We start from the raw sequence: 20735 nt of genomic DNA, 5'->3' as shown, positions 1-20735 counted from the left end.
TCACGTCCGCGCGACGCACACCTGGAGCAGAAGATCCCGTCCGCCGGACGGCGGCCCGCGCCAACCGGCCCGGCCCATGGCCTCTCGCGGCGGGACGCACCCCCGGACGGCCGACGGTCCGCCGGAGGACACCGGGAGCGGGCGCGGGTCCGGGAGGGGGACACGGTCGTGCGCGCGCGTCGAGACGCACAACTCGCCGTGCCCGTGGGCCCCTTCCGTGACCGGGAGAGCGGCGCGCCGCCGAGCGGACGCGTCGGCGTCGTCGACCATGGCGGCGTGGGCGGTCGTGGCGTGAGTCGTGGCGCGGGCCGTCGTAGCGGCGTGAGCCATGGCGGCAGGCAGACCGTGACGCCCGTCGCCCGACGGGGAGACCCTCGCGGCCGTCGAAGGGGTCGCGGGCATCGAGGACGTAGTGGCGGTCGAGGGCGTCGAGGCGGTCGAGGGCGTCGAACGCATCGCGCCCATCGCCGGCATCGCGCTCATCGCCGGCATCGCGGCCGTGCCCCCGTGGCAGCCCTCGGCCGCGGTGGCCGGGGAGCCGTGCATGAGGAAGAGCCCGCACAGGACGGCGCACAGAGCGAGCAGCCGGGCGGAGCCGCCCCGCCCTTTCGCCCGCGCCGGTCCGTCCCGCAAGGTGCGCCCCTTCCTCCGCCACCCCCGCGCCCGGGAGCCGTTCGCCGTGCGGCACCCATCACCGGGCACCGGAGAGGCCGAGGATACCCCGGACGGGTATACGCGGCACGGCAGGGCCCGGCACGGGGAGGGGCGAAGGCCATCGCCGCCCTACGGTTCGGCCATGTTTTGACCAACGTAAGTCGATTTCACCTACCCGATCGCACCCGAGGCGTCACACTGAGCGTGGGAGGGGGACCGGTGTGTGACGACTCACTGTCGGCGCGCCATCCCCGGGTTCGCGCCGCCTCGGGGGGAGACGGCGTCGGGATCAGTGGGGGACGCATGACGCAGTCGCTTCCGGAGCGACACTGTGACATCGGACTGGACTTCACCGGCGGCGGAGCGCCTCCCGTCGCCGTCATCGGCGCGGGGCCGTACGGCCTGTCGGTGGCCGCGCATCTGCGGGCGGCGGGGGTGCGGGTCCGCGTCTTCGGTGATGTGCTGGGCAGTTGGCGTCACGCCATGGCCACCGGCATGTTCCTGAAGTCGACGCCGGACGCCACCGACCTGTCGGCGCCGGAGCCGGGCGGAAGGCTCGCCGACTTCCGCCGGACACACGGCGAACCGGAGTTGACCGAACTGACGCCGATCCCGTGCGACGTGTTCGTGCGCTACGGCATGTGGTTCCAGAAGCGGTACGTCGGCGAGGTGGAGCCGGCCCGCGTCACGGCCGTCGAACGGGCCCCGTCGGGGCGGGGGTTCACCGTGGCTCTCGACGACGGGCAGCGGTTCACGGCGGCGTCGGTCGTCGTGGCCACGGGCCTCAACGGCCTCGCGTACGTCCCGGCCGAACTGGAGGCCCTGGCCCCGCAGGGGCCGGGCGCCGACGCCCTGGTGTCCCACACCAGCCACCACACGGACCTCTCCCCCTACGCCGGCCGCCGCGTCGTCGTGATCGGGGGCGGACAGTCCGCGCTGGAGAGCGCGGCCCTGCTGCACGAGGCCGGGGCCACCGTGCGGGTCCTGGTGCGCGAGTCGCACGTGCTGTGGGGGCAGAAGCCCGTGCTGTCCCGTCCCTGGACGGAACGGCTGTCCAAGCCCGCCTCGCCGCTCGGCACCGGCTGGATACTCGCGGCGGTCTGCGCCGCCCCTGGCGGTGTGCGCCGACTGCCCGCCCGCGCCCGGATGCTGCTGTTCCGCAAGGCCCTCGGCCCGTCGGGGGGCTGGTGGCTGCGCGACCGCGTCGACGACATCGTCCCGATCCGCACGTCCTGCCACGTCACGGCGGCCACGGCGGACGACGCCGGGGTCCACCTCTCCGTCTCCGGCCCCCGGGGACCGGAGACCCTGACCGCCGATCACGTCCTGGCGGCGACCGGCTACCGGCTCGACCTGGACGCCCTGACGTTCCTCTCCCCCGCCCTGCGCGCGTCGCTGACCCGTGTACGGGGTTCACACGCGCCGCACCTGTCCAGGGCGTTCGAGTCCTCGACACCGGGCCTGTACTTCACCGGCTCCCTCGCGGCGCCGATGTTCGGCCCCATGATGCGTTTCGTGGCGGGCACGGAGTACGCCGCCACCCGCATCGCCCGCCACGCGTCCCGCTCCGGAGCCGCCGCAGGTGCCGTTGCCGCCGCCCCCGGCGCCGCCGGTGGAGCCGCTCCCACTGGTGCTGCTGGTGCCGTCGGCGGCGGTGCGGACGGTTCCGGCTGACGCCGTACGACCGGGAGGGCCGTCGGACGGCCCGTCGGGCCCGCCCGAGGAGTCCGGCACGCGCGTTGCCACGAGATCACCGCCGGGAAACCTCTTCCCGGCAACCACTTTCGGCCATCCGGAACACCGGCCGCGCCCCTCGTCCCACCACGGACGACCGGGTGCGGACGGCCGGCGGTGACGACCCTCCCGGGACGCCTCCCGCTCGCCACCGGCGAGGTCACCGGGCCGCACACCCGCACCCACCTCTCCCCCGCCCGCATCACCCCGGCCATCGGAAGATACGGACATCAACTGCCCTACGCCACAACGAGGTTGACCGATCTCCACCCCCGGCCACCCCATCGGCTTGACTGGTACAGACCAACGCAGTTGAGTGTGGCCCTCACACCCCCCACCACGGCCGCCCCCCACGCCACGTGCGGTGTCCACCGGCGCACGCGGGAAGCCGGTCCCCTTCCGCTCCGCCCCGGTAAGGCCGTGGACCGTAAAGGAGTTGATTCTGTGTCGAGACGACACGTCTCCGCCGCGCTGACCGCGCTCGCCCTCGCGACGGCCCCGCTGCTGCTGCCGGCCCCGGCCGCCTCGGCCTCGACGGCCGCCTCCTGTTCCAGCTACCCCGCATGGGTGGCCGGAAAGTCGTACGCCACCGGCGACATCGTCCGCTACACGGACGGCAGGACGTACATCGCCGAGCACGACAACCCGGGCTACGACCCCATCATCAGCACCTGGTACTGGGACCCGTACAGCTGTGACGGCGGTACGACCACCCCGGCCGGCAACTTCGTGGTCAGCGAAGCCCAGTTCAACCAGATGTTCCCGAGCCGGAACTCGTTCTACACGTACAACGGCCTCGTCGCCGCCCTCAGCGCCTTCCCCGGCTTCGCCAACTCCGGCAGCGACACGGTGAAGAAGCAGGAGGCCGCGGCCTTCCTCGCCAACGTCAACCACGAGACCGGCGGTCTGGTCTACGTGGTCGAGCAGAACACCGCCAACTACCCGACCTACTGCGACTGGAGCCAGTCGTACGGCTGCCCGGCCGGCCAGGCGGCGTACTACGGGCGCGGCCCGATCCAGCTCAGCTGGAACTTCAACTACAAGGCGGCCGGTGACGCCCTCGGCATCGACCTGCTGCACAACCCCAACCTGGTGCAGACCGACGCGGCGGTCGCCTGGAAGACCGGCCTCTGGTACTGGAACACCCAGTCCGGCCCCGGCTCCATGACCCCGCACAACGCCATGGTGAACCAGGCCGGGTTCGGCCAGACGATCCGCAGCATCAACGGCTCGCTCGAGTGCGACGGCCGCAACCCGGCCCAGGTGCAGAGCCGCGTCGACGCCTACCAGCGGTTCACGCAGATCCTCGGGGTCTCCCCCGGCGCGAACCTCTACTGCTGAGGCCCCTTCCGGGACAGGCTCAGATGCGCCTGAACTCCCCTGCTTCCAGGTTCCGTTCCTGACATCCGGGACCTGGACCGGGGGAACGCGCAGTGCATCGAGGGCGCCCGCGCCGCACCCCGCCACGACCGCGACACCGACCGTCGCGGTCGTGGCGTCCCCGTCCAGGCCCCTCCGTTCCCCGAGGTGCGACGCCACGCATAGTCTTCTGCCGCTGGTCACACGTCAGTCGGCCGGACGGATCGGCGCGAGGGAGCGCGGGGATGAAGGGGGACGGCAGCCGATGAACGACGCCACCGGGGTGTTCCAGCCGTTGCAGGCGGACGATCCGCCCCTCGTGGCCGGTTACCGTCTCGCCGCACGGCTCGGTGCGGGTGGCATGGGCCGCGTGTACCTCTCCCACACGCAGGGCGGCCGTCCGCTGGCCATCAAGGTGGTGCGGCCCGAACTCGCCGAGGACCCGTCGTTCCGCCGCAGATTCCGCCGCGAGATAGCGGCGGCCCGCCGCGTCCGGGGCGCGTACACCGCCGAGTTGATCGACGCCGACCCGGACGGTACACCGCCGTGGCTGGCCACGCTGTACGTCCCCGGACCCTCCCTGGCGGAGGTCGTCGCCCGGAACGGCCCGCTTCCGGTGCCGGCGGCGCTGTGGCTGATGGCGGGCGTGGCCGAGGCGCTCCAGGGCATCCACGACGCGGGAATCGTGCACCGGGACCTGAAGCCGTCGAACGTGCTGCTGGCCGCCGACGGGCCGCGGGTGATCGACTTCGGCGTCTCGCTGGCCTCCGACGCCACCTCGCGCACGACCACGGGCGCCACGGCCGGCACCCCTTCGTTCATGGCTCCCGAACAGGCGTCCCCGGGCGAGGTCACCGCGGCGGCCGACATCTTCGCGCTCGGCCAGACGGTGGCGTTCGCGGCGCTGGGCCGCTCGCTGTACGGGGACGGCCCCGCGGTCTACGTGCTGTACCAGATCGTGCACTCCGCACCCGACCTGTCGGAACTGCCCGCGCGCCTGCGTCCGTTGATCGCCCGGTGTCTGGCCGCCGAACCGGAGGACCGGGCCACCGCGGCGGAGATCGTCGAGTGGTGCCGGCGGGAGCTGGGCGAGGACGCTGGGGGCGGCGCGGGACCGGAGGTCTGGCAGGAGGTCACGGGACCCGGGGTGACGGTTCCGCCTCCCGTACCGGCGACACCGGCGGTGCCCGGCCCGACCCCCTTCCCCGGGCCCTACGCGCCCTATCCCTCACCGGGCCACGGTCACCCCGGTGTCCCGTTCCCCACGCCCGGGTTCCCGTTCCCCGCACGGTATTCGTCCGTCCCCCCGGGCCCGCGGCCTCCCCGCAAGGGCCGCATCGTGCTGATCGCGACCGCGCTGGGGCTGGCCGGGAGCCTGCTGGTGATGGGAGCGACATGGACCGCCAAGAGCGCGATCGACCGGCTCCGCCACGAGAGCCGGGCGGCGTCGTCCACGTCCGGCGGCGATGAGCCGGCATCGGGAGCGCCGCTGCGCTCCTCCGCCCGGCCGAAGCAACCGCTCCCCCTCCCCTACCCCAACCAGATGCTGATCGAGAAGAACTCGCTGTATCTCAAGGACGGCAGCGAACACAGCGACCGCAAGGGGGACATCCGTCTCTCCTGCGACAAGAACGCATGCGAACTGGAGAGCGAAACCGGCACGATCGAGCTGTCCTCCGCCGACCCGGGAGCCTCTCTCGGCTGGTGCCGCGCCCTTCTCACCGGCTCGCACAACCACCACCTCTCGATGTCCGACACCGCCTACGGCAGCGAGGTCTGCGTCAAGGACCGCGCCGGGGACATCGCCCTGTTCGTCATCCAGACGAAGATGACGGCCAATCCGGAGTACGGCAGCTGCTTCGTCACCGGGGACCTGACGGTGTGGCGGGCGCCCTGACGCGCGCTGCCGCCATGGGAGATCCCACGGAGCCCGCGACCCCGGGGCGTGCCCGTCCAGGGACCGTGCTCCGGCCCAGGGGTTCACTCTGCCCGGGAGGCGCGCGGGCCTAGGGGTCGACCCCGGGGGTGCGCCCTGCCCGACGTCTGCGCTTCATCCGGAGCACCCCTGCCGACCACCTGTAGATCACCGGGCGGCGCGACCTTCCTGACATGGCCATTACTTCTCCGGCGCCGGCGCCGGCACGCCGCCCGTTCGCCGCGTCCGCGCTCGCCCTCGCCGCGTCGCTCACCGTCTCCCTCGCCGTACTCGCGCCCGCGACCCCGGCGTTCGCCGACGCCGACGCCGTACCGACGTACGAGGTGAAGGTGAATCTCACGACGGCGGCGCTGGACTCCTCGCATCTCCCGACGGCCGCGGTGAAGTCGGCCTTCGGCATCACGGGTTCGGCGAAGTCGCGCTCCTACGAGTACTTCGACACCGACGCGCTGGCCCTGAACGCCCAGGGCTGGGACGTCCGGCTCCGCCACAAGTCGGGCTCGGACTTCGAGGAGAGCTACAAGAAGCGCTTCCCCGTGTCCAACGGCGACATCGACGCCGCCCTGGACGAGGCGAACGCGGAGGGCTTCGACAGCAGCGACACCAACTACGACGCCGAGGTGGACTGGGGCTACTCCAAGCAGACCCTGAGCTTCAGCAACGAGAAGAGCCACAGCGCGAGCGGCTACTCGGGCACCTCGATGCCGGCCGCGAGCACCGGCCGGGGCTGGCTGGTCAACGAGATCCCGGGCAAGCTCGACGACTGGTCCGCGAACAACTGGGGCTCAAACACCCTGTCGGCCTCGCGCGTCCACGGCCCGGTGACCTCGCAGACCTGGTCGGGCGCGTGGGAGTCGTCCGACGACGCCTCCATCGAGGTACTGCCCGTGAAGGCCGCGAGCGGGAGCGGCACCGAGTACGTCGTCGAGCTGTCGTTCAAGACCGACGACTACGCCGACGCCGCCCAGCTCCACGCCGACGCCATCGCCACGGCCGACGCGCACGGCTGGCTGTACCACGGGGACGTGCTCAAGACGCAGCTGGTGCTCGACCGCTACTGAGCGGGTGCCGGCCCCCGGCCCGCCGGGCCGGGGGCGTCCGCGAACGGAGGGCCGACCGGGCATCTCGGGCCGCCCCGGCGCCCGGTCCCGTCACGCTTCGCGGCGCCGCGACGAGGTGGCCAGGAAGGCGACGAGGCCGGTCGCGGCCAGGCTCCCCACCAGGACCAGCAGCGCACCGATCACGAAGAGTCCGTCGCCGTCGCCGGACCAGTCGACCAGGGCGGCGACGGTGAGGCCGGCCGGGACGCCGAGCACAGCGGCCGCCGTCCGGCGCCGGTACGCCGCCCAGCACACCGGCACCAGCAGCGTCAGCACCAGCCCGGCCACCTGCCACGCCCCGTAGGGGCCGGTCGTCGAACCGTCGGGGTGCACATCGCGATGCTGGTCCCAGCCCAGCCACGCGGCCCATGCGGCCATCGCGACGGCGGCGGCCACGACGATCGACAGCGGCCGCGCAACAGTCTTGCGTATCTCTTCTCCCATGGAAGAAGCATGTCCGTCCCGGCGGCCGCCGATCAGGCGCGCTCGTACTCACTTCCGCGTGAGTACACCCGGGGAGTGAAGAACCCGGCTCACCTCCGCGTGAGTACGTCCACGGGGCGAAGAGCCCGCGCTCGCGCCGGCGTTCGTCAGAAGAGGTCGACGCAGGCGACGGCGATCCCGCCGACCAGCGCGGCAGCGCCGAAGAAGCAGAAGATGCCGGCCAGGAAGTTGCCGTCGAAGCCGTCGATGAGCATGCGCCGCGGGTTGTCCGGGTCGTAGAAGACCGTCACCTCGCCGCCTCGCCGCAGATCGCCCACCGAGCTGCTCTCGGAGGAGGACGTCACCTCCACCGTCCGGCCGTCAGCGGTCACCCACTGGAGCACCGGGGTGTACATCATCCTGTTGGAATCGACCTGCCTCCGCGTCTGGAAGCCGACGACCGTGGCACGGGCGCTCGCTCCGTCCCTCCTCAGCCGTCGCGCTCCGCGCAGGAGGTTGATGCCGATGACCAGGAACAGCGCCCCGACCAACAGCGGGATGCCCGCACCCAACAATCCGGCCAAGAACCCTGTCCTCCCTCGTCAACGGCCTCCTATTGGATCATGCGCCGACGGGCCGGCCGGTGAGAGTCAGGAGTCCGCAATCGAGGGCCCGGAACGCCCCCGGACACAAAGAAAGCAAGGAGAAACCTCTCCCTGCCCTTCCTAACGTATAGCGCATGGGGGGTCTTGCCGCAAGGCCCCCTTCATGCCGCACAATCGGCGGCCGACGCCCCACGGCGCGGGGATGCCGGGGCGCGTGCCGTCCGTCGGTGCGTCCCGTCCGACAGTGCGTGCCGCCCGACGGTGCGTCCCGTCCGACGGTGCGTGCCGCCGGGCTGGGCGGGGCGGACGGCCGGAGGGACGGCCGGCCGGCTCGCCGAGGGCAGGAATGCAGGGATGGCAGGGATGGGGCTGTGCTCGACAAGAGGTTCGACGGAACGGGAGAACCGGGTGAGGCGATCCGCCGCCGCGGTACGACGGAGTCCGGCCACGACGGAGGTGTCGCGATGACCGAGCGGTACGTGCTGGATCTCGACGAGCTCGGAGAGGCGGACGAGACGCGGCTCGCGGTCGCCGGCGGCAAGGGCGCCCACCTGGGCGCGCTGTCGCGGATCGAGGGCATCCGTGTACCGGACGGCTTCTGCGTGACGACGGACGCCTTCCGCCGGATCACGGCGGAGGCCCCGGCGCTCGACGGCCTCCTGGACCGGCTGTTGCGCCTGGATCCGGACGACCGCGAGGCGATCCGTACGCTCAGCGCGCGGATCCGCCGTACCGTCGAGTCGGTCGCCGTGCCGGAGGACGTCACGGCGTCGGTCACCCGCTCGCTGGCCCGGCTCGGCGAGGGAACCGCCTGCGCCGTGCGGTCGAGCGCGACGGCGGAGGACCTGCCGACGGCCTCGTTCGCCGGCCAGCAGGACACGTATCTGAACGTCGTGGGGCCGGCAGCGGTCCTGGAGCACATCAGCCGCTGCTGGGCCTCGCTGTTCACCGAGCGGGCCGTGATCTACCGCCTGCGCAACGGCATCGACCACCGTACGGTCCGCATGGCCGTCGTCGTGCAGCGGATGGTCTTCCCGGACGCGTCCGGAATCCTGTTCACGGCCGATCCCGTCACGGGCAACCGGAAGGTCGCCACCGTGGACGCCGGTTTCGGTCTCGGCGAGGCCCTGGTCTCCGGCCTGGTGAACCCGGACGTCTTCAAGGTGCGCGACGGCGTGGTGGTCGTCCGTACGATCGCCGCCAAGGAGCGTGCCGTCGAGGCGCTGCCGGGCGGCGGGACGCGGGAGGTGGCGGTCGATCCGGGGCGGCGGGAGCAGCCGTCGCTGACGGACGCGCAGGCCGTACGGCTCGTGGAGCTCGGGCGGCGGATCGAGGGGCACTTCGGCCGCCCGCAGGACATCGAATGGTGCCGGGTGGACGACGACTTCCAGATCGTCCAGAGCCGCCCGGTCACCACGCTGTTCCCGGTCCCGGAGGCGGACGACGGGGAGAACCACGTCTACCTCTCCGTCGGCCACCAGCAGATGATGACCGACGCCATGAAGCCTCTTGGGCTCTCCATGTGGCGGCTGACGGCCATGGTGCCGATGCACGAGGCGGGCGGGAGGCTGTTCGTCGACGTCACCCCGCGCCTGGCCTCGCCCGCGACCCGCGCCGGCCTGCTGGACGTCATCGGGAGGGGCGATCCGCTGACCAGGGACGCCCTGGAGACCGTCCTCGACGCGGACGGCTTCGTCCCGTCGCGGCCGGACCCGGCCGCGGGCGCGACGACTCCCGGCGGCGCGGCTGCTCGCGGCACGGCTGCCGATGGCGCGGCTCCCAGCGGCGCGGCTCCCAGCGGCGCGGCTCCCAGCGGCGCGGCTCCCGGCGGCGCGGCTCCCGGTGGCGCGGCCGGACCGGCCGGTTCCGGCGCAGCCGCGCCCGAACCGATCGCCACCGATCCGGCGGTCGTTGCCGAGCTGATCGCGCGCAGCCGGCGGTCCGTCGCCGCCCTGGAACGCGACATCCGGACGAAGACCGGACCGGCGCTGTTCGACTTCCTGCTGGAGGCCTTCGAGGAACACAGGCGGGCCCTGGGAGATCCGCTGAACATCCAGGCGATCATGGCGGGGATGGAAGCCACCTGGTGGCTGAACGACAACCTGCTGGAGTGGCTCGGCGAGAAGAACGCCGCCGACACGCTGACCCTGTCCGCGCCCGGCAACGTCACGTCGGAGATGGGGCTGGCGCTGCTCGACGTCGCGGACGTGATCCGTCCGCACGCGGAGGTCCTGGAGTTCCTCAGGACGGTCGAGGACGACGACTTCATGGACGAGCTGGCGAAGCTCCCGGGCGGCGCGGCGGCGCGCGACGCCCTGGAGGGCTACCTCGGCCGGTACGGCATGCGCTGCGTCGGCGAGATCGACATCACGCGGCCCCGCTGGAGCGAGCGCCCCGCCACCCTGCTGCCCGTGATCCTGGACAACGTCCGGAACTTCGGGCCGGGCGTCGCCGCGCAGCGCTTCGAACAGGGGCTGCACAGGGCCGGGGAGAAGGAGCGGGACGTGCTGTCCCGGCTGCGGGCCCTTCCGGACGGGGACCGCAAGGCCGACGAGACCAAGCGGATGATCGACCGCGTGCGGACCTTCATCGGGTACCGGGAGTATCCCAAGTACGGCATCGTCAGCCGCTACTTCGTCTACAAGCGGGCCCTGCTGGAAGAGGCGGGGCGCCTCGTGCGGGCCGGCGTGCTCGGCGATGAGGAGGACGTCTTCTACCTGACGTTCCAGGAACTGCACGACGTGGTGCGCACGCGGAAGGCGGACGCCGCGCTGGTCCAGCGGCGCAGGGAGGCGTTCCGGTCGTACCGGACGCTCACCCCGCCCCGGGTGCTCACCTCGGACGGCGAGGCCCTCACCGGGTCGTACCGCCGCGAGGACGTACCGGCCGGCGCGCTGACCGGCCTGCCCGTGTCCACCGGTACCGTCGAGGGAAGGGCCCGCGTGGTCCTCGACATCGCGAAGGCCGACCTCGAAGCGGGCGACATCCTGGTCACCGCCTTCACCGACCCCAGCTGGTCACCCCTGTTCGTCGGCATCGCGGGCCTGGTGACCGAGGTCGGCGGCCTGATGACCCACGGCGCGGTCATCGCCCGCGAGTACGGCCTCCCGGCCGTGGTCGGCGTCGACGCCGCCACCTGCCTGATCCGCGACGGCCAGCGCATCCGGGTCCACGGGACGGAGGGGTACGTGGAGATCCTGTCCTGATCAACGGCGCTGGAAGGGCCCCGCGGAAGTCCCCTGACGACGCGGGGCTCTGACGGCCTCGCAGGGACGAGGGCCGTTCGAGCGCCAGGCTTTCCCCCTCCACGTCCTGCCCTCGTCGAGGACCGCTGTCACGGCCTCGGCGCCGGACTCGAAGCCGTCCTGGACGGCGTACGGAAGGTGGCCGTCGACGTGCCTCCGGCGGGAGCCCACGGTCGGTCAGGCCGGATCAGTGACGGCAACCTGGCGGCGTGCGAGCGCGTCGGATGTCTTGGCTGTGGCGTAGAGGGACACCGCCAGTGCGAGAGCGAGCGTCGCGCCGGCGGCGAAGATGCCCGCTGACGGCTCGGCCTCCGGGCTGCCGGCCTCCGCGCGGGCGGAACCGCTGAGGAAGGGGATCACCAGGAGAACGGCCAGCCCCAGGGCGACCTCACCCCAGACGACCTTCGGGAAGTGCCGCAGCGTCAGGTGGAAGAGCGAGGTGGTCTCGCCCGCGCGGCGCGCCTGGGCCATGCGTGGCATCAGCCAGAGCTGGTTGAAGGCGCCCGCGGTGACCAGCCCCAGGACCAGAACGACCTTCACCAGCAGGGCGACTCCGTAGCCGGTGGTCCACAACTGGCTGATCGTGCCGACGTGTTCCCAGCTCATCCAGAGACCCGAGATGACGACGGCGGCGACGCACATCATCGCGACGAGGCTGAAACGGCGCCACATGTCGGCCCAGAGCAGACCCGCGTCCGGACTCAACCGGCGTCGCGTGGTGGCGAGAAGGCTGAGCAGGGCCAGGCCGCCGAGCCATACCGTGCCGCTGACGATGTGGATCTGGGTGAAGACCAGGTCCAGGAGGTCACTCGTCGCCTGCGGTGCGGTGACCGGTACGGCGGCGATCAGTGTCACCGCCAGTGCGAGAGGCAGAGCGGTGAGGGCGATCGGCCCCAGTCGGCGCCGCGCGCCCCGCGTGAACAGGGTCATGAGGGTGGCCGCGGTCACGAGCAGGACGAGGTTCTGCACGAGGAAGACGGTGCCCTGCGCGGTCCAGGCGCCCTTGTCGGCGGGTGCCCGCAGGAACTGCCATAGGCGCCGCGGGGCGAGAGCGTCGCCGAACGGCATACCCGCGCCTGCCCGGGCCACGCGCGCGGCGAGCTGGAAGTATCCGGTCACCAGCAGCACCACGCCGGACCAGGCGAGGTAGCTCGCCGACCGGTGGCGCAGCACGGCGTTGTCGCCCACGGCCTCCGTGTCCGACGATCCCCTGACGACGGGTCGGACGGTGGCGGCGTAGGTGACGAGGCCGCCTATGGAACCGGTCAGGCCGACGAAGTAACCCGTCTTGGTCAGTGCCCGCCAGGCTGTGGGCAGGGTGTATCCGGCCGCGTCCGCGGCCAGCAACAGTGCGCTCATTAGGTAAGCCTAACCTAAGTGATTGAGCATCGGGGCAGGGCAGACGGACCTCGCGGTCGACGGACCTCACTGCCGACGGACCTCACTGCCGTCGGGTCGACTGTCGCGCTTGCCCGTCGGATCGCTCCTGCCGGCCCGACGGCGATTCGGAGATCGGGGGGCGGGATCAGGCCCGCCGATTCTGCGGCCAAGGGGGCCGTCGATGAGACCGAAGGGAGGCCCGATTCCTCCACCACGGCCCTCGACCGCACGGGTTCCGGCGTCCCGGATGGGCCGCGGCATCAACGCCACCGCCACCATGGGACAGCCGCGCACGACCGCCCGGCGTGATCATGTCACCGGTCTGTGACAGCGTTGTCATGGAACGACGCTGCCGCGCCTTTTCGACCCACAGATGCCTCATGGTTGTCATGCGGCCACCACGAAGCGAAGCGCCTCCGGGCCGCAACCGCTCACGACCACAAGGGGATTCCATGTTCGGCAACCGTCGCAAGACCCTCCTCGCCTCCGCCGTCCTCGTCGGTGGGGCCATGCTGATGACCGCATGTCAGGACGGGCAGGCGGCCACGGGCACGGATGCCTCCAAGGACTCCTCGTCCGCCACCCCCGCCGGCGGGGCGGCCGACTCGGCCGGGACTGCGGGGACGACGGGGACGACGGGGACGGCCGGGACGGCCGGGGCGGCGGGAAAGGGAACCGGCGGCTCGACCTCCGGTTCGAGCTCCAACTCCAACTCCGGCTCCGACTCGGGCTCGGGCTCGGGCTCGGGCTCGGCTTCCGGCTCCGGCGCCGACACCGGTAGCGGGAAGCGGGAGCCGGTCGGGCAGAGCTGCGGCGCCAACGACATCTCCTGGAGCGCCAAGTCCGAGACTCAGGCCGGTGGGTACATCCTGATCACCGCCAAGGCGAAGTCAGGCATCACGTGTTACCTGCCCGCCGCGCTTCCGACCGTGGCGTTCGGTTCCGACGGCACCGAGGCGGGTGCCGCGGAGAAGGCCGCGCCCCAGCAGATCAAGCTGAGCGGAAGCGTCGCCGCCTACGCCGGGGTGAACCCGAAGACCACCAAGGACAACGGCGGCAAGGAGCTGGACTCCATCATCGTCGCCGTCGGCGACAGCGACCCCAACCCGGTCTCGCTGCCTGTCGGCACCATCACCGTCGACGCCCCGGTCGTCACCAACTGGCACACCAGCCCCGCGAACGCCGTTCCGCTCGGCTGACCAGACGCACAGCACCCGATCCGTGCCGGCCGCGGCCGGCACCGGCCCGTATCTGACGCGCCCGGCATTACCAACCCGTCCGACCAGCGTCACAGAACACCTGACGCCCCATCAGAACGAGGTGCATGGGCCGAAGGGTCGTCCGGCGTCAGGAGACCTGTAGGACGATCTTTCCCGTCACGTGCCCCTCCTGACTGAGCCGCCACGCCTCGGCGACGTCTGCCAGGGGCAGTTCCCGCTCCACATGGACCGTCAGCTTCCCGGCGTCCGCGAGGTCACCCAGCTTCGTCAGGCCGGAGTGGTCCGGGCGGGCGAAGACGTAGACGCCGCCCTTTTCCCGGATGGCGGGGTCGGCGATGGACACGACGCGGGACGGCGACTTGGTCACCTCCAGAGATGCGGAGGTCGCCTCGCCTCCGTAGAAGTCGAGGGACGCGTCGACCCCTTCGGGGGCCAGATCCCGCACTCGCTGGACGAGTCCTTCTCCGTACGCCACGTGCTCCGCGCCCAGCGAGCGCAGGAAGTCCGCCTTGGCCTCGCTCGCCGTGCCGATCACGTGGGCCCCCGCGGCCACCGCGATCTGGACGGCGAAGGTACCGACGCCTCCTGCCGCGTTGTTCACCAGCACGATGTCACCCTTGGTGACGTCCGCGGCCTGCAACGACTGCAGGGCGGTCAGTCCGGCCAGTGGCAGTCCGCCGGCCTGGGCCCAGGTGAGCGAAGCGGGCTTGCGGGCGACCGCGCGGACGGGCACCGGCACGAGCTCGGCGTAGGTGCCGTGCTGCACCGTGTCCGTCCGGTCGTAGGCGATCACCTCGTCGCCGGGCGCGTAGTCCGTGACGGCGGCACCCACCCGCTCCACGACCCCAGCCGCGTCCCAGCCGGGAATCAGCGGGAAGTACAGGTACATGACCGGGTCGAGACGGCCTGCGGCGACTTTCCAGTCCACCGGGTTGACCCCGGCGGCCTTGACGCGGACGAGGACGGTGTCCGGACCGACCTTGGGCTCCGGCATGTCGGTGACCCGGGGTGCTTCGCCGGTGGCGTCGACGGTGACTGCCTTCATGATTCCTCCAACGGCTCACGGTCTCTGCGCGACGCGGCAGGGACACCGATCCGGTCGCCGGGGTTGAGCAGGCCGCGGATCCGGCCGTCGAGGCGTCGTCCTCGGCGGCCGGCCGGACGCCACGCAGGACGGTGCCGTCGCCGCCCAGGGCGACGATCAGATCCGGATCCGGATGGTGCGCGGTGTCGACCTCGTCGTGGGCGCTGTGCCGATCACCCTCGTGCCAGACATCGACGGTGGCGCACTCGACGGCGTGCCTCGCACACCACTCGCGCACGGTCGCCGCAGCGGCCACGGCCCGGGGCCGTCCGGTGTGGGCGACCATGCCGGTACGGTTCACCGTCATGCCCGTCGCCTCCGGAGCATCACTTCAACTCGTACGACTGGGCTCCCACGCCGGCGAGGTTCCCACCGTCGACGACGAGATACTCCTCGCAGATGGGACGCTTCTCGAAGTAGCACTGCAGGATGTCGAGCGTTCCGGCGGCGTAGCGGGCCTGCGCGGAAAGCGTCGTTCCGGAAATGTGAGGCGTCATGCCGTTGAACGGCATGGTGCGCCAGGGGTGTTGGGGCGGCGCCGGTTGAGGAAACCACACGTCTCCCGCATAGCCTGCGATGTGACCGGACCCGAGCGCCTCGACGACAGCGTCACGTTCGACCAGTTTCGCACGGCCGCAGTTGATGACGTATGTTCCGCGCTTCATCTTGCTGAACATTTCGGCGTCCAGCAAGTTCTCCGTCGACGGGTACAGCGGAATCTGCAGGCTCACGATGTCGATTTCGGAGATCATCGATTCCAGGTCGGGATGGAAGGTGAGCCCGAGTTCCTTCTCGATCTCGGGGTCGAGAGGATGACGCTGGTGATAGTGGAGCTCCAGGCCGAAGGGCTTCAACCGGCGCAGTACGGCCAGGCCGATGCGGCCGGCTCCCACCGCGCCGAACTTCATGCCCTGGATGTCGTAGCCGCGCTCGACGCAGTCCGAGATGTTCCAGACGCCGTTGACGGAGATCCCGTGCGCCGGGAGGTAGTTGCGGACCTGGGACAGGATCATCATGACGATGTGCTCGGCCACGCTTGTGCTGTTCGAGCCGGTGACTTCGGCGACCGTCACGTGAGCTTGCGCCGCGGCCTCCAGGTCGACGTGATCGGAACCGATCCCCGCCGTGAGGGCGAGTTTCAGTTTCGGCGCCTTGGCGATGCGCTCCTTCGTCAGATAAGCCGGCCAGAACGGCTGGGAGATGACGACCTCGGCATCGGGCAGATACTTCTCGAATTCGGACTGCTCCCCGTCCTTGTCGGTCGTCACGATGAATGTGTGACCGAGCTTCTCCAGGTAGCTTCGCAGTCCGAGCTCACCCGAAACGCACCCGATCAATTCTCCTGGCTTGAACCCGAGCGGACCCTGGGGTTCGGGGGCCGGTCGACCGTTGACATTCCACTCGATCTTCGGGATTTCGTCCCGCGCATAGACCGGAGGGTATCCGGATTGCGGGTCCGGGTAGAGGACGCACAGTACGGTCGACATCGGCAATCCCTTCGCGGTGGCGGTCACTCGGGTGCTGGTGCGAGTCTGACGGTCCGCCTGACCGGATGCGCGTCGAAATTCCTGCCCCGCTATGGCGTGGTGAGCAGTACTTTTCCGATGTGGCTGCCGTCCAGTGCGCGGTGCGCTTCGGCGGCTTCGGACATGGGCAGTTCGCGGTCGATGACGGGGCGGACCTTACCCGCGGCGATCAGGGGCCAGACGTGTTCGCGTACGCCGGCGACGATGGCGGCTTTCTCCTTCAGCGGCCGTGATCGCAGTGAGGTCGCGGTGACGGCCCCCTCCCTCATCAGCAGAGCCGCGATGTCCAGTTCGCCCTTGGTGCCGGCCTGCAGGCCGATGATCGCGAGTCGTCCGTTGGCGGCGAGGGCCGCGACGTTGCGGTCCAGGTAGTCGCCGCCGCCCATGTTGTCGAGGATGACGTCGGCGCCGGCGCCGTCGGTGGCGCGCTCGATCTCGGTGACGAAGTCCTGCTCGTGGTAGTCGATCAGGATGTCCGCGCCCAGCTCGGCGCAGAATTCCAGCTTCTCCTTCGAGCCGGCAGTCACCGCGACGCGGGCACCGATGGCCTTGGCCAGCTGGATCGCCATGGTGCCGATACCTCCGGAGCCGCCCTGCACGAAGAGGAGCTCGCGGGGGCGCAGGTGCGCGATCATGAACACGTTGGACCAGACCGTGCACACCACCTCGGGCAGCGCCGCGGCATCCACAAGGCTGACACCCTTGGGCACGGGCAGCACTTGCCCGGCCGGCACAGCGACCTTCTGGGCGTAACCGCCACCCACGAGGAGCGCGCACACCTCCTCGCCGACCGACCAGCCGGAGACCTCGGGGCCGAGCGCGGCAATCGTGCCGGAGCACTCCAGGCCGAGATAGGGAGAAGCGCCAGGCGGCGGGTCATAGACACCCTGCCGCTGCATGATGTCCGCCCGGTTGACACCGGCGGCCGCCACCTCGACCAGCACCTCGCCCTCACCGGGCGCCGGATCGGGCACCTCGGCCCAGGCCAGCTTCTCGGGCCCCCCAGGTTCGGCAACCGTGACCGCATGCATGACCACGACCGTACCCCTACGGAACGAAAGCCGCCTATCGGTCATACATGCCCACGGATTCCGCCGTATGTCAACCGATCGCCCTTACGCAATGAGGACGGGGCGTGCACGCCCCGATACTGGCCTCAGCAGCGCACGTGACCGCTCTGCCATGCACAACCCGTATGAGCGGCCGATCGGTACGAAGTCAGTACTCCTTGCCGAGGTCCGTACCCTTTGGGGCGCGGAAGCAGCCGGAGACGACGCGAATCTGGAGCATGGGCTGCTGGGTTCCGGACGCGCCCGTGATACGCAAGGAAGCGTTGACCGAGAAGGGTTCTTTCTCTGAATCAGCAGTGAGTTCGAGGTTCTTGTTCGCGCTGGTGTCACGGCCGTACGCGACGACTTTCCAGCCGCTCTCGGACAGGGTCTCCCGCAGACGCTGAAAACCGGCCTCCAGTTTGTCGGGGGCCACTTCACAGATCGACCAAGGGTGGCGCATGCGGTAAAGGTGATCGGGGTCCTCGTCACAGAGGGAGACGCCCGCACCTCCCTCCGTCACTTTACCGTCCTTGATTCCGATCATGTCGAGAATCTGCCTTGGTTCTCCAGTGAAACCGACCCCTCGTCCCAGTACCCACTGTGCCCACTCATGTTGACCTCCATCCGATGCGCCCCGAATGCCTCGTCGGACGGGATGGTCTGGATGACACCGGCACTGTAGGGAACCCCCTCGCAGTACTGCACGCCCCACTTCTGCCCACCCAGGAACGGTCGGCCGATGTAAGGCACCGGGTCGTCGCCGGCGGCCTCGGACCACACGTGGTCGCTGCCCACGCCCAGGTCGCCGGCATCGCCCACCAGCATGCCCGGACTGCCGGCTACCACGATGTCGCTTGCAGCAATGGGGTGCTCCTTTTCTCGCGAAGCCCCAGGGCAGCAGCCTTGCGCACCCAATCGCCTTACGAATGACAGAACTTCAGCCACCAACTGCCCGAGTTGGCACATCAGTCGCTTTTCTGATGTAACGTCAGAAATTCCCTCTGCCACGCTCACGCGCAGTCGCGGGAGATCAAGCCCCACCCCTGTCTGACGGTGACCCTCAACCAATATCGGCGACCTGACCAGGAAGGGCCATGTGCGGACGACGCGGTTTCCGACTGCTGCGGACCCGAATCTTCGCCGGTCCATAGCCGAGCAGGTCAGGGAATCCAGCAGGCAGCCATCCGGTCCGCTACCGAGAAGTCCGTCCGGCAGTCCGGGCAGGCGGCTCGTCCGAACAGGTACGGAATGCCGCGAGCCAGGCTCTCCTGCCCGTCCGCCATAGCTCGCGTGAACAACGTCTGCGGTAGCCCGTCCAGGTCTTGGGTTCGCACCGGTTGGAGGGGCAGCCTCTGCACTTCGCCCAACGCGTAGTCGTCGCTGCAGCAGAAGTAGCCGTCCTGCCCGATCACAATGAAGATGTTGACGCCGCAGTACGGGCAGTCGACCTCGTACTCCCCGGTCTGCAGACCGTCCAAGCAGCGGTCCCAGATCTCGACACCCTCGAAGGAAAGCAGGGCCTGCAGCAGGTTCACGTACTCCTCGGCCTCGACCGCCCGGCTCAGGTGGCGATCGGCGAGGCGGTGCAGAACCCCGATCGGGTACGAGTAGACCGTCAGAGGGCTTTCGGGCTCCGACGGCCCGGACGAACATGAAGCTATCGCTCCGGCTGCCAGCAGCACCGAGGCCAGATCTTCCGGACTGCAGGCGGTCGCGATCTCAGCTAGCCGTGGAAGAGCCGCGTAGCTGGCGGGGAAGGCTGTTTCCAGCTGCGGACAGAGATGGTCCATCACCTCGGACCACACACCACTCGGATCGGCCTCGAACCGGTCCAGGAGACCTGGCACATGTTCCGCGGAACCGCACGCATCGGTGAGCGTCGACCAATCTGTCATGCGTTCATCCAACCAGGCAGCTCCGGACGGATCGCACCAGGTCGACCGACTCCAAGATCCTTCACGGAAGCGGTCAGAACCTTGAAAACGGCCACCTTCTGCTCGGGGTGCCCCCAAGCCCGCTCGATGGATCTCCCCACGTGGAAAGGCCATCGGATGGCGCGAGGCGCACTTCTGAAGTGGGCGTATTTCGTTTGCCGCGCAGCGTAACCGCCCCATAGGGTCACCGCGTCCCAGGAGGTGAGGCCGTGACCACATACGGCACGATCTTGATTCCCGTGCCGCTCGAACAGGCGGCCCCCGTCCTGCGCAAGGTCTGCACGGCCGGCTACGCGACCCCCGCCGGGCCGAGATTCTGCCTCGCCCATCCGGACCGGTGCGTCGACGGCAACGGTGTCTTCGCGCTCGCCGGGCCGATCGGCGCCGAGTTGGGCGTCCCGGTGCTGGCGGCCTTCCAGTACGACGGTGACCGACTGGAGTTGGAGGTCTGGCGGGACGGAGTTCGCGCCCACCGCTACGACTCCTGGCCGTACCGGGACGATGCCGCCGACAACCGGGCACCCATGGGCGCGGATCCCACCGCGTTCCTGGACTTCGCCACCGGGCCCGTGGACAGCCACCGCTTGGCCTCCGCGCTCGCGGACACCCCGATCGACGCGGAGGACATGGACGTCGACGGCGAACCGGGGTACGTCTGGGCCCAGGCCCTGCACTGGGACGTGCTGCACGCGCTCGGTCACCCGGACCAGGTGATCCACCGCGCACAGTGGGACTACTGCCACATGCACGGCGCGCCGCAGGCGCTCGCGCAGGCGCTGGGCAGCACCGAACTCGTTGTTCTGGGCACGGCCGATCGCCCGTTCTGAAGCAACACCCGCGCTCTGGAAAAGTTCTCACGAGGCGCCGGCACATGGCGTCTGCCATAGGTTCCATCTCGCGCACTCACCCAAGCGAGCGGCCCCGGCCGGCAACGCGCCCTGCGCGCACTGGAACTCCCCACTCCATCGAACACCAGATCGAGTGACGCGACGAGCGTACCTGGCCGTTTCCGAAGATCCGTCCGCAACGCGGGCCAACGCTGCCGTATCTGTCGAACGATGGAAGCGCAGGGCAAGCGTTCCGCCGCGAACGCACCGAAGGCCCTCGAAACGATGCGCGCGGCCGGGTTCGAGCTCTTGGAGACGTACCCGGGAAAACCACCGACCAGTTGCGGTGCGGTGCACTCTCGCCACGCTACTCAACGAGCAGGTGCCCCGGCCGCCGCCTAACCAGCTGTGCGCCTGAGGGCTGGGGCATCCATGCGACGGGCAACTCAGCCCTCAAGCTCTGATCCGCAGGCCACCGGATTAGCCCCCGGAGGGTCTGACGCCCATCAGAACGAGCGTCAAGACACCTCGGAGAGCGTCATTTCAGCGTCAAAATATCGCCCGCAACGGGCACATCACTTGAACCCGCAGCTCAGGCGTCCTTCTTCACCGGCTCCAGAGTCGCCACGCACTCCAGGTGATGCGACATCGGAAAC

General features: G+C 70.2%; 17 protein-coding genes. 7 read left to right on the top strand and 10 right to left on the bottom strand.

Annotated features, from left to right (window positions below; genetic code table 11):
* Positions 1–633, bottom strand: a complete 633-nt coding sequence (locus ACIPRD_RS16020; RefSeq protein WP_401563433.1) for a hypothetical protein — start codon at positions 631–633, stop codon at positions 1–3.
* Between the two features lie 324 nt (positions 634–957).
* Here ACIPRD_RS16020 and ACIPRD_RS16015 point away from each other — a divergent pair, with 324 nt between their 5' ends.
* The 4 genes from ACIPRD_RS16015 to ACIPRD_RS16000 all read left to right on the top strand — a co-directional run bounded on the left by ACIPRD_RS16015 (position 958) and on the right by ACIPRD_RS16000 (position 6744).
* Entirely contained in the window at positions 958–2328 is a 1371-nt protein-coding gene (locus ACIPRD_RS16015) for an NAD(P)-binding domain-containing protein (protein ID WP_401563431.1), read from the top strand.
* Between the two features lie 504 nt (positions 2329–2832).
* Positions 2833–3729: a glycoside hydrolase family 19 protein gene (locus ACIPRD_RS16010; protein ID WP_401563428.1), complete on the top strand. Its 897-nt coding sequence runs from the start codon at positions 2833–2835 to the stop codon at positions 3727–3729.
* A 283-nt stretch (positions 3730–4012) separates the two neighbouring features.
* The gene (locus ACIPRD_RS16005) at positions 4013–5644 is read left to right on the top strand and encodes a serine/threonine-protein kinase (RefSeq protein WP_401563425.1); all 1632 of its coding nucleotides are present in this window, start codon (positions 4013–4015) and stop codon (positions 5642–5644) included.
* Between the two features lie 212 nt (positions 5645–5856).
* Positions 5857–6744, top strand: a complete 888-nt coding sequence (locus ACIPRD_RS16000) for a hypothetical protein (RefSeq protein WP_401563423.1) — start codon at positions 5857–5859, stop codon at positions 6742–6744.
* 90 nt (positions 6745–6834) lie between these two features.
* Here the strand turns inward: ACIPRD_RS16000 and ACIPRD_RS15995 are convergent, their stop codons facing one another.
* Positions 6835–7227: a hypothetical protein gene (locus ACIPRD_RS15995; protein WP_401563420.1), complete on the bottom strand. Its 393-nt coding sequence runs from the start codon at positions 7225–7227 to the stop codon at positions 6835–6837.
* Positions 7228–7373: 146 nt separating this feature from the next.
* Entirely contained in the window at positions 7374–7790 is a 417-nt protein-coding gene (locus ACIPRD_RS15990) for a DUF3592 domain-containing protein (RefSeq protein ID WP_401563417.1), read from the bottom strand.
* A gap of 485 nt (positions 7791–8275) precedes the next feature.
* Here ACIPRD_RS15990 and ACIPRD_RS15985 point away from each other — a divergent pair, with 485 nt between their 5' ends.
* Positions 8276–11017, top strand: coding sequence for a phosphoenolpyruvate synthase (locus tag ACIPRD_RS15985; RefSeq protein ID WP_401564171.1), 2742 nt, complete (start codon positions 8276–8278; stop codon positions 11015–11017).
* Between the two features lie 216 nt (positions 11018–11233).
* On the opposite strand, the gene ACIPRD_RS15980 is transcribed toward ACIPRD_RS15985, so the two are convergent.
* Entirely contained in the window at positions 11234–12415 is a 1182-nt protein-coding gene (locus tag ACIPRD_RS15980; RefSeq protein WP_401563415.1) for a CopD family protein, read from the bottom strand.
* Positions 12416–12888: 473 nt separating this feature from the next.
* Here ACIPRD_RS15980 and ACIPRD_RS15975 point away from each other — a divergent pair, with 473 nt between their 5' ends.
* Positions 12889–13635, top strand: coding sequence for a hypothetical protein (locus ACIPRD_RS15975; RefSeq protein WP_401563413.1), 747 nt, complete (start codon positions 12889–12891; stop codon positions 13633–13635).
* A 148-nt stretch (positions 13636–13783) separates the two neighbouring features.
* Here ACIPRD_RS15975 and ACIPRD_RS15970 read toward each other — a convergent pair whose 3' ends face one another.
* The 6 genes from ACIPRD_RS15970 to ACIPRD_RS15945 form a co-directional block, all read right to left on the bottom strand.
* Positions 13784–14701: an NADP-dependent oxidoreductase gene (locus ACIPRD_RS15970; protein ID WP_401563410.1), complete on the bottom strand. Its 918-nt coding sequence runs from the start codon at positions 14699–14701 to the stop codon at positions 13784–13786.
* Between the two features lie 365 nt (positions 14702–15066).
* Positions 15067–16227 (bottom strand): NAD-dependent formate dehydrogenase, encoded by a 1161-nt coding sequence (locus ACIPRD_RS15965; RefSeq protein ID WP_401563407.1) that lies wholly within the window; start codon positions 16225–16227, stop codon positions 15067–15069.
* Positions 16228–16316: 89 nt separating this feature from the next.
* Positions 16317–17297: an NAD(P)H-quinone oxidoreductase gene (locus tag ACIPRD_RS15960; RefSeq protein ID WP_401563405.1), complete on the bottom strand. Its 981-nt coding sequence runs from the start codon at positions 17295–17297 to the stop codon at positions 16317–16319.
* 187 nt (positions 17298–17484) lie between these two features.
* Positions 17485–17862 (bottom strand): hypothetical protein, encoded by a 378-nt coding sequence (locus ACIPRD_RS15955; protein WP_401563403.1) that lies wholly within the window; start codon positions 17860–17862, stop codon positions 17485–17487.
* A complete protein-coding gene (locus ACIPRD_RS15950; protein WP_401564168.1) occupies positions 17859–18284 on the bottom strand; it encodes an alpha/beta hydrolase in 426 nt (141 codons plus the stop codon). Before ACIPRD_RS15950 ends, ACIPRD_RS15955 begins: the two co-directional genes overlap by 4 nt.
* A 194-nt stretch (positions 18285–18478) precedes the next feature.
* Positions 18479–19213, bottom strand: coding sequence for a hypothetical protein (locus tag ACIPRD_RS15945; protein ID WP_401563401.1), 735 nt, complete (start codon positions 19211–19213; stop codon positions 18479–18481).
* A gap of 248 nt (positions 19214–19461) precedes the next feature.
* Here ACIPRD_RS15945 and ACIPRD_RS15940 point away from each other — a divergent pair, with 248 nt between their 5' ends.
* Positions 19462–20079 (top strand): hypothetical protein, encoded by a 618-nt coding sequence (locus tag ACIPRD_RS15940; protein WP_356406567.1) that lies wholly within the window; start codon positions 19462–19464, stop codon positions 20077–20079.
* The last annotated feature ends 656 nt before the right edge of the window (positions 20080–20735 follow it).

This window comes from Streptomyces sp. NPDC090108, from assembly GCF_044747185.1.
Taxonomy (GTDB): Bacteria; Actinomycetota; Actinomycetes; order Streptomycetales; family Streptomycetaceae; genus Streptomyces.
Note: the sequence above shows the minus strand (reverse complement) of the source record. Positions and strands in the feature narration are given on the sequence as shown.

Coding starts and splice junctions, on each gene's coding strand:
- ACIPRD_RS15980 (WP_401563415.1), bottom strand. CDS start 12,415: ATGAGCGCACTGTTGCTGGCCGCGGACGCGGCCGGATACACCCTGCCC.
- ACIPRD_RS15960 (WP_401563405.1), bottom strand. CDS start 17,297: ATGCATGCGGTCACGGTTGCCGAACCTGGGGGGCCCGAGAAGCTGGCC.
- ACIPRD_RS16015 (WP_401563431.1), top strand. CDS start 958: ATGACGCAGTCGCTTCCGGAGCGACACTGTGACATCGGACTGGACTTC.
- ACIPRD_RS15995 (WP_401563420.1), bottom strand. CDS start 7,227: ATGGGAGAAGAGATACGCAAGACTGTTGCGCGGCCGCTGTCGATCGTC.
- ACIPRD_RS15975 (WP_401563413.1), top strand. CDS start 12,889: ATGTTCGGCAACCGTCGCAAGACCCTCCTCGCCTCCGCCGTCCTCGTC.
- ACIPRD_RS16005 (WP_401563425.1), top strand. CDS start 4,013: ATGAACGACGCCACCGGGGTGTTCCAGCCGTTGCAGGCGGACGATCCG.
- ACIPRD_RS15945 (WP_401563401.1), bottom strand. CDS start 19,213: ATGACAGATTGGTCGACGCTCACCGATGCGTGCGGTTCCGCGGAACAT.
- ACIPRD_RS15965 (WP_401563407.1), bottom strand. CDS start 16,227: ATGTCGACCGTACTGTGCGTCCTCTACCCGGACCCGCAATCCGGATAC.
- ACIPRD_RS15955 (WP_401563403.1), bottom strand. CDS start 17,862: ATGATCGGAATCAAGGACGGTAAAGTGACGGAGGGAGGTGCGGGCGTC.
- ACIPRD_RS15985 (WP_401564171.1), top strand. CDS start 8,276: ATGACCGAGCGGTACGTGCTGGATCTCGACGAGCTCGGAGAGGCGGAC.
- ACIPRD_RS15970 (WP_401563410.1), bottom strand. CDS start 14,701: ATGAAGGCAGTCACCGTCGACGCCACCGGCGAAGCACCCCGGGTCACC.
- ACIPRD_RS15950 (WP_401564168.1), bottom strand. CDS start 18,284: ATGTGCCAACTCGGGCAGTTGGTGGCTGAAGTTCTGTCATTCGTAAGG.
- ACIPRD_RS16000 (WP_401563423.1), top strand. CDS start 5,857: ATGGCCATTACTTCTCCGGCGCCGGCGCCGGCACGCCGCCCGTTCGCC.